This window comes from Nocardioides renjunii (assembly GCF_034661175.1).
Classification (GTDB): domain Bacteria; phylum Actinomycetota; class Actinomycetes; order Propionibacteriales; family Nocardioidaceae; genus Nocardioides; species Nocardioides renjunii.
Genome location: NZ_CP141058.1, coordinates 3,736,135 through 3,749,238 on the forward strand (window position 1 = coordinate 3,736,135; position 13,104 = coordinate 3,749,238).

Here is a 13,104-nt window from a genome sequence, read left to right on the forward strand (position 1 = left end):
TGTGCCACCACCGTACGTCGCCGAGCGGGGCCACTCAATGGGATATTCGCGCGGGCCTCAGCCCACCGCCTCCTCGGCCGGGGCCTCGAACTGGGAGCGGTGCAGCCGGGCGTAGGCGCCGCCCGCCTCGAGCAGCTCGTCGTGCGAGCCCTGCTCGACGATCGAGCCGTCCTCCATGACCAGGATCAGGTCGGCGTCGCGGATCGTCGAGAGCCGGTGCGCGATCACGAACGACGTGCGGTCCGAGCGCAGGGCCGCCATCGCCCGCTGCAGGAGCAGCTCGGTGCGGGTGTCCACCGACGAGGTCGCCTCGTCGAGGATCAGCAGCGCCGGGTCGGACAGGAAGGCTCGCGCGATGGTGACCAGCTGGCGCTCGCCGGCCGACAGGTTCGAGCCGTCCTCGTCGATGACCGTGTCGTAGCCGTCGGGCAGCGAGTGCACGAAGCGGTCAACGAACGTGGCGCGCGACGCCTCGAGGATCTGCTCCTCCGTCGCCTCGGGCCGGCCGTAGGCGATGTTGTCCCGGATCGTCCCGGCGAAGAGCCAGGTGTCCTGCAGCACCATCCCGATCCGGCTGCGCAGCACGCCGCGCGGGACGGAGGTGATGTCGACGCCGTCGATGAGGATCCGGCCGGCCTGGGGGTCGTAGAACCGCATGACGAGGTTCACCATGGTGGTCTTCCCCGCCCCGGTCGGGCCCACGATCGCGACGGTGCTGCCCGGTCGGGCCACCAGCGACAGGCCCTCGATGAGCGGGCGCTCCGGGTCGTAGGAGAAGGAGACGTCCTCGAAGCGCACCTCACCCCGTGCCGCGGCGCCGGTGGCGGGCAGGCCGTCGGCGTCGGCCGACTCCTCCGGGGCGTCGAGCAGCTCGAAGACCCGCTCGGCGGACGCGACACCGGACTGCAGCAGGTTGAGCATCGAGGCGACCTGCGTCAGCGGCTGGGTGAACTGGCGGGAGTACTGGATGAACGCCTGGACGTCACCCAGCGACATCGTGCCGCTGGCGACCCGGAGCCCGCCGAGCACCGCGATGACGACGTAGTTGAGGTTCCCGACGAACATCATGATCGGCATGATCAGGCCGCTGACGAACTGGGCGCTGTACGACGCCTCGTAGAGCTCGTCGTTCTGCTCGGCGAACACCCGCTCGGACTCCGCCTGCCGGCCGTAGACCTTGACGATGGCGTGCCCGGAGAAGGTCTCCTCGATGTGGGAGTTGAGCGTCCCGGTGCGGCGCCACTGCTGGATGAACATCCCCTGAGACCGTTTCATCACCGCGGCGGTGATGACCATCGAGATCGGCACCGACACGAGCGCCACCATCGCGAGGAGCGGCGAGATCCAGAACATCATCCCGAGCACCGCCACGACGGTCAGCAGCGAGTTGAGCATCTGGCTCATCGTCTGCTGGAGCGTCTGGCTGATGTTGTCGATGTCGTTGGTGACGCGGCTCAGCAGCTCGCCGCGCGGCTGCTTGTCGAAGTAGCCCAGCGGAAGCCGGTGGACCTTGTCCTCGACCTCCGAGCGCATCCGCAGGACGGTGCCCTGCACGACGTCGTTGAGCAGGTAGCCGCCGAGCCACGCGAGCAGCGACGCGGCGACGTAGACCGCGAGCACCACGAGCAGCACGTCGGCGACGGCGGCGAAGTCGACGCCGTCGGTCAGCGTCATCGACTCGAGCATCTCCGCACGGTCGTCCTCGCCCTGCGCGCGGAGCGCCTCGACGGCCTGCTCCTGCGTGGCGCCGCCGGCGAGGACGTCCTTGCCGATGAGCCCCGCGAAGACGAGGTCGGTGGCCCGGCCGAGGATCCACGGACCCACGGCGGTGGCGGCGACGCTGAGCACGGTCAGGACCAGGACGGCGTACGACTTGTGGCGCTCGGGGTGCAGCCGGGCGAGCAGCCGCTTGAGCGAGGGCCAGAACGTGTCGGCCTTCTGCCCGATCATGCCGCCGCCCATCGGTCCCCGGCCGGGCCCGGGACCGGACTGCACGCGCTCGGTCTCCTTCAGGGTGCCGGGCTGGGTCCCGGGCTGGGTGCCGGGCTTGGCCTCTGCGTCGGTGCTCATGCCACTTCCTCCGCGGTCAGCTGGGACCGGACGATCTCCTGGTAGGTCGAGCAGCTCTCGAGGAGCTCCTCGTGGGTGCCGGTGCCGACGACGGCGCCGTCCTCCATCACCACGATCCGGTCGGCGTGGCGGATGGTCGCGACGCGCTGCGCCACGATCACCACCGTCGCGTCCCGGGTGACCGGTCTCAGCGCCGCCCGCAGCCGGGCGTCGGTCGTCAGGTCGAGCGCGGAGAACGAATCGTCGAAGAGGTAGATGTCGGGACGGCGGATGACCGCCCGGGCGATCGCCATGCGCTGGCGCTGGCCGCCGCTGAGGCTCGAGCCACCCTGCGAGATCTCGGCGTCGAGGCGGTCGGGCATGGCCTCCACGAACTCCCGCGCCTGGGCGATCTCGAGGGCCGCCCACATCTCCTCCTCGGTGGCGTCGGGCTTGCCGTAGCGCAGGTTGTCGGCCACGGTGCCGCGGAAGAGGAAGGCCTTCTGCGGCACCAGCCCCAGGCGCGACCACAGCGTCTCCATCTCGATGCGGCGCACGTCGACGCCGCCGATGCGGACGGCTCCGCCGGTGGCGTCGAACAGGCGGGGCACCAGGTTGACGAGCGTCGACTTGCCGGCGCCGGTCGAGCCGACCACGGCCACCGTCTCGCCGGGCCGGGCGGTCAGCCGGACGTCGCGGAGCACGGGCTCCTCCGCGCCGGGATAGGAGAACGTCACGCCGTCGAGCTCGAGGGAGAGCCGCTCGGGCAGCTCGCCGACCGGGTCGGCCGGCGGGACGACCGACGACTCGGTGTCGAGCACGTCGGTGATGCGCTCGGCGCAGACGGCGGCCCGCGGCACCATCATCAGCATGAACATCGCCATCATCACCGACATGACGATCTGCATCAGGTAGGAGATGTAGGCGGTCAGCGCGCCGACCTGCATGTGGCCGCCCTCGACGCGGTGGCCACCGAACCAGACGACCGCGACCGTGGCGACGTTGGCGACGATCATCACCGTCGGGAACACCGCGGCCTGCCAGCGACCGGCCCGGATCGCCACGTCGGTGAGCTGGGCGTTGGCGTCGCCGAAGCGCCGCGCCTCGTGCTCCTCGCGGACGAACGCCCGCACCACGCGTACGCCCGTGATCTGCTCGCGCAGCAGCCGGTTGACCTCGTCGATGCGCTCCTGCATCAGCCGGAAGCTCGGCACCATCTGGCGGACGATGAAGCCGATCGAGAGGCCGAGGACCGGCACGACGGCGAGCACCAGCCAGGACAGGCCGAGGTCCTCGCGGGCGGCCATAATGATCCCGCCGACCATCATGATCGGGGCCGAGACCATCAGCGTGCCGCCCATCAGCACCAGCATCTGCACCTGCTGGACGTCGTTGGTCTCGCGCGTGATCAGCGACGGCGCACCGAACTGCTGGACCTCACGGGCCGAGAAGGTGCCGACCCGGTGGAAGATCGACGCGCGCAGGTCGCGGCCGAAGCCCATCGCGTTGCGCGCCGAGAACCACACCGCGGCGATCGAGCAGACGATCTGCACCAGCGAGACGGCCAGCATCAGCCCGCCGTGGCTGATGATGTAGGCGGTGTCGCCGGTGACGACGCCACGGTCGATGATGTCGGCGTTGAGGCTCGGCAGGTAGAGCGCGGCCATCGTGCCGACGAACTGCAGCCCCACCACGGCGGCGAGCGGAGCGGCGTAGGGCCGCAGGTAGGTGCGGACGAGACGCAGCAGCATCAGGACTCCTTCTCCAGCACGCCGTCGAGCAGCGTCCCGACGATCTGGGCGGGCGTGAGGACGTGGCCGTCGCTGATGTGGGGGTGGGTGCCGGAGAAGGTGAGCATCCGGAGCATGTGGACGAGCTGGACCGGGGTGCAGGTGAGGTGGTCGGCGTCGGTCTCGACCACGGCGACCATGATCTTCTCGGCCCGCCGGCGACCGTCCTCCATGTGCCGGTGCGCCTTGGGCGGTCCGACCATGCCCATCGCGCTCATCAGCAGGAACATGCCACGGAACCGGTCCTGCAGGTGCGTGCAGAGCTCGGTGAGCCGACCACGCAGGTCCTGGTCGAGGTCGATCGACTCGAGGTCGGCGAGGAACGGCTCCATGTCCATGGCCTTCTCCACGGCCGCTGTCACCAGGTCGTCCTTGGAGTCGAAGACACGGAAGATGGTGCCCTCGGCGACCCCCGCGGCGTCGGCGATCTGCTTGGTGGTGACGCTGCGCCCGTGCTCGTGGAGCAACGGGATCGTCGCGTCGACCAGCGCCTCGCGCCGGTCCTCGGGAGTCATGGGGCGGGCACGCGGGGTCACCCGGGAAGGGTAGATGAGTGAGCACTCACTCACAAACGGTTTTCGGCCGAACGAAGCCGGCTCAGGGCGCGAGGCGTACGACGTCCCAGCCGGCGCCGCTGCGCCGGTAGACCAGCCGGTCGTGCATCCGGCTGCGTCGGCCCTGCCAGAACTCCACGACCTCGGGCACCACCAGGTAGCCACCCCAGTCGGGCGGGACAGGCACCTCGCCGTCGTCGTCGTCGGGGCCGAAGCGCTCCTCCATCGCCGCGTACGTCGCCGCGAGCTCCGCGCGCGACCCGACCGGCCGGGACTGGGCCGAGGCCCAGGCGCCGAGCTGGGCGCCGCGGGGGCGGGAGTGGAAGTAGCTCTCCACGCGAGTGGCGTCGAGGAGCCCGGCGGTCCCCTCCACCCGGACCTGGCGCTCGAGCGGGTGCCACGGGAAGAGCAGCGCGCACTGCGCGTTGGCCGCGAGCTCCTCGCCCTTGCGCGAGGCGTGGTTGGTGAAGAACACGAACCCGTCCGGACCGACGCCCTTGAGCAGGACCATCCGGCTCGACGGACGCCCCTCGGGCGTCGCGGTGGCGACCACCATCGCGTTGGGCTCGTGCACCCCGGCGGCGACCGCCTGCTCGAGCCAGCGCTCGAACATCTCGATCGGGTCGTCGGCCAGGTCGGGGAGGTCGAGACCCCCGCGGCCGTACTCCTCGCGCAGTCCGGAGAGGTCCATGCCGCCGAGGGTAGCCGCCGGGGACCGGCCCGGGCGGTCGTGCACAATGAGCCGTCCCGTGCTGTTCTCCGGGACTCCCTGATCCCGGAGGAGTGGCATGAGCGAGATCCAGCACGGCCTTGAAGGCGTCGTCGCGTTCGAGACGCAGATCGCCGAGCCCGACAAGGAGGGCTCGGCCCTCCGCTACCGCGGCGTCGACATCGAGGACCTCGTCGGCCGGGTGCCGTTCGAGAACGTCTGGGGCCTGCTCGTCGACGGCTCGTACGACCCCGGGCTGCCGCCCGCCGAGCCCTACAACATCTCCATCCACACCGGCGACGTGCGCGCCGACGTGCAGGCAGCGGTCGCGATGCTCGCGCCGATGCTGGGGATGGGCCAGACCTACGACATCTCCGACGAGCAGGCGCGCCTGGACCTGTCCCGCGTCGCCGTCATGGTGCTGTCGTACGCCGCCCAGTCCGCGCGCGGCCTCGGCCGGCCGGTCGTCACCCAGTCGGAGGTCGACCAGGGCCGCACCCTCGCCGAGCGGTTCCTCATCCGCTGGCGCGGGGAGGCCGACCCCCAGCACGCCCACGCGATCGACGCCTACTGGTCCTCGGCGGCCGAGCACGGCATGAACGCCTCGACCTTCACCGCGCGGGTGATCACCTCCACCGGTGCCGACGTGGCCGCCGCCTTCTCCGGCGCGATCGGTGCGATGTCGGGCCCGCTGCACGGCGGGGCGCCCTCACGCGTCCTCGGGATGATCGAGGAGGTCGAGAAGCGCGACGGCGACGCGTCGTCGTACGTCAAGGAGCTGCTCGACAACGGCGAGCGCCTGATGGGCTTCGGCCACCGCGTCTACCGCGCCGAGGACCCGCGCGCCCGGGTGCTGCGGCGCACCGCCAAGGAGCTCGACGCACCGCGCTACGAGGTGGCGGAGGCCCTGGAGAAGGCGGCCCTCGCGGAGCTCCGCGAGCGACGCCCCGACCGGGTGCTGGAGACCAACGTCGAGTTCTGGGCGGCCATCGTCCTCGACTTCGCCGAGGTCCCCCCGCACATGTTCACCTCGATGTTCACCTGTGCCCGCACGGGCGGCTGGTCGGCCCACATCCTCGAGCAGAAGACGACCGGCCGGTTGATCCGCCCGTCGGCGGTCTACGCCGGGCCGGGCACCCGACCGGCCAGCGAGGTCGACGGCTGGCACGAGGCCTGGGGCGCCTGAGCGTCGAACCCGACAGCGCTCGGCCGGGTGGCACCGGTCAGCCGGCGGCCGGCCGGTCCTCGAGCTTGCAGGCGGGTGTGCCGCCGGGGAGCTTCTCGCGGTTGTCGGCCACCCAGCGGTAGGCGCGACGGGCGACGGGGTCCACGACCGGGGTGGTCATGATCCGGGAGACGACGCGCCACGGCAGCGGCCCCGTCCGCAGGATCGCGGCGAAGGCGCGGTGGCCGTAGTCGACCCGGCCGTCGGGGTGGACGTAGGGCATCTCGACCTGCGCCCGCTCCGGGTCGACGCCGAGGGCGTCGAGGTCCGCCGACTGCACCGTCGCGGCGTCGACGTCCACGCCCAGACGCGGCACGAGCGCGGCGGTGCGCATGCAGAACCCGCAGTCGGCGTCGTTGAGCATCAGGCCGCGGTCCATGCCTCGAGCGTACGTCGCCGGTCGTCAGCCGCTCGTCACACGGGCGGCGGCTGGGCAAGGTACCAGGACGTCAGGCCCTTCGCGCCCTTGCGGGTCAGCGAGATGTGCATGTGGTCGCGGTGGCGCAGCGTCGGGGAGCACGTGCGGCGGCTGCGGCAGCCCGAGCTGAGGTAGCGCTTGGGGACGAACGCGTCGTAGGAGGCGTACATCGTGTCGTCCCAGATGACGTACATGATGCCCATCCGGCGGGCCAGGGCGTGCGGCTGGCCGGTGTCGTCGGGGGCGAGGACCTCGTCGAGGAGCGCCGTGGCGAGGGCCTGGTCGAGCGGGTCGTCGGCGTCGAGGAGCCAGTCGAAGGCACGGGCCTCCTTGTGCTCGCTCCTGCTCGACCCGGAGCAGGACCGCCCAATGGGTCCGTAGCCGCCGCCGCGCGCGGTGAGCCACGCGGCGAGGGCCAGCACCCCGGCCCGGGGCGTGGGCTTGCAGCCCGTCTGCGGCTGGTAGCCGGCGTACGGCTCCACGGGCATGAGGTAGGGCGCCGACGACGTGACGGTCCCGCGCCGGCTGGCGGCGTCGTCCGCCGAGGCCGCGGGGACGGCGCCCAGCACCAGCGCGAGGGTCAGCAGGAGCGCTCCCCGGAGCAGCCCGACAGCGCGCAGTGACGCTCCCACGAGTCGTCCCACCCTTCACTGAGATCACACCTGACCCAGCGACCGTAGGGGGCGCCCGCAGCGGGCGTCAGGGGTTCTCGTGAACCACAGGACTGTAGTTCTCGAGCACCCGTCCGAAGCACCGGCTGAGCTCCGAGCCGCAGTAGTAGCCGTAGCCCGGGATCGGCTCGTAGCCCGAGGAGAGGTAGAGCGCGATGGCCTCGGGCTGCTTGAGGCCGGTCTCCAGGACGAGCGCCTGGATCCCGGTCGACGCGGCCGTGGTCTCGAGGTGCGCGAGCATCCGGCGCGCGAGCCCGCGGCGCTGCGCCGCCGGGACGACGTACATCCGCTTGACCTCCGCAGTGACCTCGGCGCCGAGCGCCGTGACCGAGCTGCGCCGCCACGCGCCCGTCGCCACCGGGGCGTCGTCGAGGTAGCCGACGAAGAACTGTCCGAGCGGGTCCTCGAAGTCCGCGGGGTCGATCGGGGACTCGTCACGACCGCCGTAGCGCTCGACGTACTCCTCCTGGACGGCCTCGATGAGCGCCTGCGCGTCGGGGTGGGTGATGGCGACCCGCTCGATGCGGAGGCCGGCGTTCATCGGGGATCCCCCATCGTGAGACGAGCGTGGGCGGGTGACACAATAGAGGCCTCTGACAGCGTCGTCAGGACCGCCCGTTCCCTTCACCGTGAGGCCCTCCATGACCGACGCCCTGCAGATCCCCGCCGAGCTCCTCCCGGCCGATGGCCGCTTCGGCGCGGGTCCGTCCAAGATCCAGACCAGCCACCTCGACGCGCTCGCCGCGACCGGCGCGACGCTCATGGGCACCTCCCACCGACAGGCGCCGGTGAAGCAGACTGTCGGCCGGGTCCGCGAGGGGCTCACCGCGCTGTTCGACGTGCCCGAGGGCTACGAGGTGGTGCTCGGCAACGGCGGCGCCACCGCGTTCTGGGACATTGCCTGCTTCGGCCTGGTCCGGGAGAAGAGCCAGCACCTGTCCTTCGGTGAGTTCTCGTCCAAGTTCGCCACCTCGGCCAAGAAGGCACCGTGGCTGGCCGACCCCTCGGTCATCACGAGCGAGCCCGGCTCGCGCCCCGACGCGGTCGCCGAGGACGGCGTCGACACCTACGCGTGGGCGCACAACGAGACGTCCACCGCGGTGATGGCGCCCGTACGCCGCCCTGCCGGCGTCGCCGACGACGCGCTCGTCCTCGTGGACGCCACCTCCGGCGCCGGCGGCCTGCCGGTCGACCTCACCGAGGTGGACGCCTACTACTTCGCCCCGCAGAAGTGCTTCGCGTCCGACGGTGGCCTCTGGATCGCCCTCATGTCGCCGCGTGCCCTGGCCCGCGCGGAGGAGATCGCGTCGAGCGGACGCTACGTCCCGCCGTTCTTCGACCTGCCGACCGCCATCGACAACTCCTCGAAGAACCAGACCTACAACACCCCCTCGGTGGCCACGCTCTTCCTGATGGCCGAGCAGCTCGACTGGATGAACGCCCAGGGCGGGCTGAAGGGGATGGTCGAACGCACCACGGCCTCGTCCGACGCCCTCTACGGCTGGGCGGAGCGGACGGACTACACGACCCCCTACGTCGCCGAGCCGGCCGACCGCTCGCTCGTCATCGGCACCATCGACTTCGACGACAGCATCGACGCGGCCGCGATCGCGGCGACGCTGCGCGCCAACGGCATCGTCGACACCGAGCCCTACCGCAAGCTGGGCCGCAACCAGCTGCGCATCGCGATGTACCCCGCGATCGACCCGGCCGACGTCGAGAAGCTCACCGCGGCGATCGACCACGTGGTCGCCCACGGCTGAGACCCGTCCGGCGCCCGTCAGCCGGTGAGGAGCTTGAGCACCGCCCGCTCGAGCGCCGCCTGCCGGGCGTCGGAGGAGTCGTACTCGCCACGGACCGTGATGGTCTGACCGCGCTCGTAGGCCTCGACGACCCGCGGGTCGACGTAGGACGTGCGAGCCAGGGTCGGGGTGTTGCCGAGGAACTCCGAGACCTCCTTCATCGCGCTGGAGACGGCGCGCTTGCGCGAGGCCTTGGTCTGCCCCGGCTCGGAGGTGTCGGCGAGGGCGGCGGCCGCGATCACGGTGGCGTGCCAGGTGCGGAAGTCCTTGGCCGTCGCATCGATGCCGAAGCAGCCGCGGATGTAGTCGTTGACGTCGCTCGACGACAGGTCGCGCCAGCGCTTGCCGTCCTTCCAGGCCAGCAGCTCGTCACCCCCGCCGCGCCGGCGTCGCATCACCTCGAGCGCCTCGATCGCCGACGGGTCGTCGATCTCGATGTTGTGCTCCACGCCCGACTTGCCGACGAAGGCGAACCGCATGCGGTCGCCGTGCCGCGACACGTGCTCCTTGAGCAGCGTCGTCAGGCCGAAGGAGCCGTTGGTGTCGGTGTAGACGTCGTTGCCGATGCGGAAGTAGCCGAGGTCGAGCAGCCGCACCGCCACGGCGCACGCCCGCTCGAGCGACATCCCCTCGGCGCCGATGTCGGTGAGCACCCGCTCGCGCGCCTTGGACAGCGCCTTGCCGAAGTCGAGGATCCGGTCGAACTTGGCGGCGTCGCGGCTGGCGCGCCACTGCGGGTGGTAGAGGTACTGGCGCCGGCCGGCGTCGTCGGTGCCGACGGCCTGCAGGTGGCCGTGGGGGTAGGGCGTGATCCATACGTCGCGCCAGGCCGGGGGGATGACGAGCGCCTTGCAGCGCGCGACCTCCTCGGGTCCCAGCTTGTCGCCGTGCTGGTCGAGGTAGGTGAAGCCCTTGCCCGAGCGGCGACGCGTCCAACCGGGCTGGTGGGGAGCCGTCCGCCGCAGTCGAGGCATGCGGCGAACCTACTGGGCGCACGGTCGGCGACGTGCCACCCGGAGGGAGGGCATCGGTGGGGGCCCACCGTCGGTCCGCCGACGCGGAGCAGCAGCGCCCCGGGTGTCCCGTCCGGGACGCCCGGGGCGCTGCCTCGCCGGTGGGTCCGCTCCGCTCGGGAGCGGACCGGATCAGGCGCGGATCGTGATGGTGCGCACGACCGTGCCGTTCTTCTTGATGGTCACGACGTGCGCGCCGGAGGCCTTGGCGGCGCGGGCGGACACGACGTCCTCGTCACCGAGGCCCTGGGTCAGCTCGGCCAGCTTCTCGCCGTCGAGCTTGACGACCCACCGGACCTTCTTGCCCACGACGTCACCGGCCGCGCCGTCGTCGGTGGTGAGCGTGACCTTGATGCCGCGGTTCACCTTCGCGAACGAGAAGCGGCCCTCGGCGTCCACGACGGTGACGACGCCGTTGGCGCCGGCCGGCCCGGTCGCGCCGGCCGGGCCCGCGGGACCGACCGCGCCGGCGGGACCGGCAGGACCGGCAGGACCGGCAGGACCGGCAGGCCCGGTGGCGCCGTCCTGGCCGTCCGTACCGTCCTGACCGTCCATGCCGTCCACCCCGTCCTGCGCCTGCGCGAGGCTGGTGAACTCGTAGACGGTCGAGCCGTACTGCATCCGCTCGATGACGCCCTCACCCTTGACCCCCGAGCCCAGCGAGAACCCGCCGAACGCGACACGCGCCTGCGGCAGTGCGGCCTGCCACTCGGCCAGCGTGCCGTACCACTCCGAGCCCTGACCGCCGGCGGCGACGCCCGAGGGGTCGGCTGTCTTCGCGGTGGTGGACGACGACGACGTCAGCCACCACACGTTCCCGTAGACGGACTCGCCCACGAGGATGTTGTAGTCGTTGCCGTTGCCGGCGATGCCATCGGCGTCGAAGACCAGCTGCTTGCCGGGCTCGGGCTGGCTGCCGGCCCAGGTCATCGAGGCCGACGAGGGGATGCCGCCGGTGAGGGCGAAGTAGCCCGCGGCCTTGTCGGTGGACGTCGAGCCCTCGGTCCAGACGTGCAGGCCGTCGCGCAGGAACTCCACGTGTCCGGTGGCACGCGTGTCGGCGGTGTTGAGGTCGCCGGGACGGATGGTGGCCGAGGCGGCGTGGGCCGGGACGGTCGTTCCGGCGACGGCGATGGCCGCAGCGGTGGCAGTGGTGACGAGGGCCGCGAGACGGCGCGTGCGGGATGACATGAGTGGTTGACCCCTTCGAGGGCGAGCGGCACCGTGCCGCTGCGCTCGCACCACTGCGGGGCCTCGACGCCGAGGTCCACCGGCCAGGTGGTGCGGCGTCAAGGACACCCTGTCGTCTGCCACACCAGAGGCGCGTTCGGCCACTGCCCGTCCACCGTTCGACCACAGTGGACGTGTGCCTCCCGTGGGGATCGGCCACCCCCAGCGCGCGGTCTGCCTCAGCGCGCGGCCGGGCCGCCTCGCAGCACCCGCCGGGCGAGCTCGGCCTGGCTGGCGGACAACAGCTGCTCGGGGACGATGACCGGGTCGCGGCCCTCCACGACGAACGTGTAGGTGAACATGTCGGGCATCGGCGGCGTGCCCGTCGTCGGGGCCGTCACCACGGCCTCGTCGACCAGCGCGCGCAGGCCCGGCTCGACGGTGTCGTCGAGGTCGACCTCGACCGACTCCGTACGCCCGGCGAAGCCGCCGCTGCGCTCGACGCGGAGCCGGCCCGCCGGCGCCCCCGCGGGCACCGGCTGCTCCGCCGGGGTCGACGCACCCGTCGGCGCCGCCGGCTCCACGCCGACCTGCGCCCACGCCTGCCGCACCGCGTCGGCGTGCTGCCCGGCGACCGCGACGGTCGCCGCGGCGAAGGTGGCGAAGTCGGAGTCCGTCGGGACGTCGCCGCTGACGAGGGCGTCGTACCAGATGCGGCCGGCGCCCTCGATCGTGCGGCCCCCGATCGCCACCGCGGCGAGCTGGAAGGCCTTGTTGGGGATCCCGGAGTTGAGGTGGACGCCGCCGTTGTCGTTGGAGGTCTCGACGTAGTCGTCCATGTGGCCGACCTGCGGGTCGGTGCCGAGGTCGGGGTCGTCGTAGGCCGTGCCGGGAGCGGCCATGTCGCGCAGCGCCCGGGCCTGCACCGACGGCAGGAACAGGCCCTCGCCGATGAGCCAGTCCCCCGCGTCGGCCGTCTGCTCGAGCAGCCACTGCTTGAGGCAGGAGGCGAAGGCGTCGGCGACGGACTCGTTGAGCGCGCCCGACTGGTCCTGGTAGGCCAGGCCGGTGGTGTGCTCGATGACGGCGTGGGAGAACTCGTGGGCCAGCACGTCGACCGGCTTGGTGAAGCGCTCGAAGACCCGGCCGTCCCCGTCGCCGAAGACCAGCTGCGTGCCGTCCCAGAAGGCATTGTTGTAGGCCTCGCCGTAGTGCACGGTGATGCTCACCGTGGCGCCCGCGTCGTCGTGGGAGTCGCGCTGGAGGGCCTCGGCGAACATCCGGAGCGTCTGCTCGATCCCCGTGGCGGCCTCGTCGACCGCCGTGTCGCCGGTCGCCGGCTGGTCCGCCTCTCGCGCCGGCGTGCCGGGCAGGGTCGTCGTCGATCCCGCGTCGTGGACGATCCAGTCCGGTCCCGTCGCCACCTGCGGGCCGGCCGTCGGTGTCGAACGCGCCTCGAGGGCCCGCCGCGCACGGAGGGCCTCGTCGTGCGCCGCAGCCTCGGGTCCGTCGACGCGCTCGACGAGCCAGGGCGGGATGAAGGTGCACCGAGGTGCTGCGGCAACCAGGTCGGCGGAGGTGTCCCGAGGAGTCATGGGACAGGTCTACCGCCTCGCTCCGACACCCGGTAGGCCCGCCACCCGCCGGACAGGCCGTCCTCCGGCGTCGGCCCCTCGCTCACGAAGTCTCGATCTGACGCTGCG

The 13,104-nt window shown here is 71.9% G+C and carries 12 protein-coding genes; 2 read left to right on the forward strand and 10 right to left on the reverse strand.

What is annotated here, in order from left to right:
* Positions 1 to 57 precede the first annotated feature (57 nt).
* The 4 genes from SHK17_RS17930 to pdxH form a co-directional block, all read right to left on the reverse strand.
* The gene (locus tag SHK17_RS17930) at positions 58 to 2,070 is read right to left on the reverse strand and encodes an ABC transporter ATP-binding protein (RefSeq protein WP_322920214.1); all 2,013 of its coding nucleotides are present in this window, start codon (positions 2,068 to 2,070) and stop codon (positions 58 to 60) included.
* Positions 2,067 to 3,800 (reverse strand): ABC transporter ATP-binding protein, encoded by a 1,734-nt coding sequence (locus SHK17_RS17935; RefSeq protein ID WP_322920215.1) that lies wholly within the window; start codon positions 3,798 to 3,800, stop codon positions 2,067 to 2,069. The genes SHK17_RS17930 and SHK17_RS17935 overlap by 4 nt, the downstream gene beginning before the upstream one ends.
* Positions 3,800 to 4,375 carry a TetR/AcrR family transcriptional regulator gene (locus SHK17_RS17940; protein WP_322920216.1) on the reverse strand — a complete coding sequence of 192 codons (576 nt, stop codon included), beginning with the start codon at positions 4,373 to 4,375 and terminating at the stop codon, positions 3,800 to 3,802. The genes SHK17_RS17935 and SHK17_RS17940 overlap by 1 nt, the downstream gene beginning before the upstream one ends.
* A gap of 61 nt (positions 4,376 to 4,436) precedes the next feature.
* Entirely contained in the window at positions 4,437 to 5,084 is a 648-nt protein-coding gene (pdxH, locus tag SHK17_RS17945; protein ID WP_322920217.1) for a pyridoxamine 5'-phosphate oxidase, read from the reverse strand.
* 97 nt (positions 5,085 to 5,181) lie between these two features.
* On the opposite strand from pdxH, the gene SHK17_RS17950 reads away from it, so the two are divergent.
* Positions 5,182 to 6,288 (forward strand): citrate synthase 2, encoded by a 1,107-nt coding sequence (locus tag SHK17_RS17950; protein WP_172266770.1) that lies wholly within the window; start codon positions 5,182 to 5,184, stop codon positions 6,286 to 6,288.
* 37 nt (positions 6,289 to 6,325) lie between these two features.
* Here the strand turns inward: SHK17_RS17950 and SHK17_RS17955 are convergent, their stop codons facing one another.
* The 3 genes from SHK17_RS17955 to SHK17_RS17965 form a co-directional block, all read right to left on the reverse strand.
* A complete protein-coding gene (locus SHK17_RS17955; protein ID WP_172266773.1) occupies positions 6,326 to 6,706 on the reverse strand; it encodes a thiol-disulfide oxidoreductase DCC family protein in 381 nt (126 codons plus the stop codon).
* A 35-nt stretch (positions 6,707 to 6,741) separates the two neighbouring features.
* Positions 6,742 to 7,377: a hypothetical protein gene (locus SHK17_RS17960; protein WP_322920218.1), complete on the reverse strand. Its 636-nt coding sequence runs from the start codon at positions 7,375 to 7,377 to the stop codon at positions 6,742 to 6,744.
* A gap of 67 nt (positions 7,378 to 7,444) precedes the next feature.
* Entirely contained in the window at positions 7,445 to 7,957 is a 513-nt protein-coding gene (locus SHK17_RS17965) for a GNAT family N-acetyltransferase (RefSeq protein ID WP_322920219.1), read from the reverse strand.
* A 100-nt stretch (positions 7,958 to 8,057) separates the two neighbouring features.
* On the opposite strand from SHK17_RS17965, the gene serC reads away from it, so the two are divergent.
* Positions 8,058 to 9,179, forward strand: coding sequence for a phosphoserine transaminase (gene serC, locus SHK17_RS17970; protein WP_322920220.1), 1,122 nt, complete (start codon positions 8,058 to 8,060; stop codon positions 9,177 to 9,179).
* Between the two features lie 17 nt (positions 9,180 to 9,196).
* Here the strand turns inward: serC and SHK17_RS17975 are convergent, their stop codons facing one another.
* The 3 genes from SHK17_RS17975 to SHK17_RS17985 all read right to left on the reverse strand — a co-directional run bounded on the left by SHK17_RS17975 (position 9,197) and on the right by SHK17_RS17985 (position 12,996).
* Positions 9,197 to 10,192: a DNA topoisomerase IB gene (locus SHK17_RS17975; RefSeq protein WP_322423196.1), complete on the reverse strand. Its 996-nt coding sequence runs from the start codon at positions 10,190 to 10,192 to the stop codon at positions 9,197 to 9,199.
* Positions 10,193 to 10,363: 171 nt separating this feature from the next.
* Complete coding sequence (locus tag SHK17_RS17980) at positions 10,364 to 11,422, reverse strand: hypothetical protein (RefSeq protein ID WP_322920221.1); 1,059 nt, start codon at positions 11,420 to 11,422, stop codon at positions 10,364 to 10,366.
* A gap of 218 nt (positions 11,423 to 11,640) precedes the next feature.
* Positions 11,641 to 12,996: a protealysin inhibitor emfourin gene (locus SHK17_RS17985; protein WP_322920222.1), complete on the reverse strand. Its 1,356-nt coding sequence runs from the start codon at positions 12,994 to 12,996 to the stop codon at positions 11,641 to 11,643.
* Positions 12,997 to 13,104 lie beyond the last annotated feature (108 nt).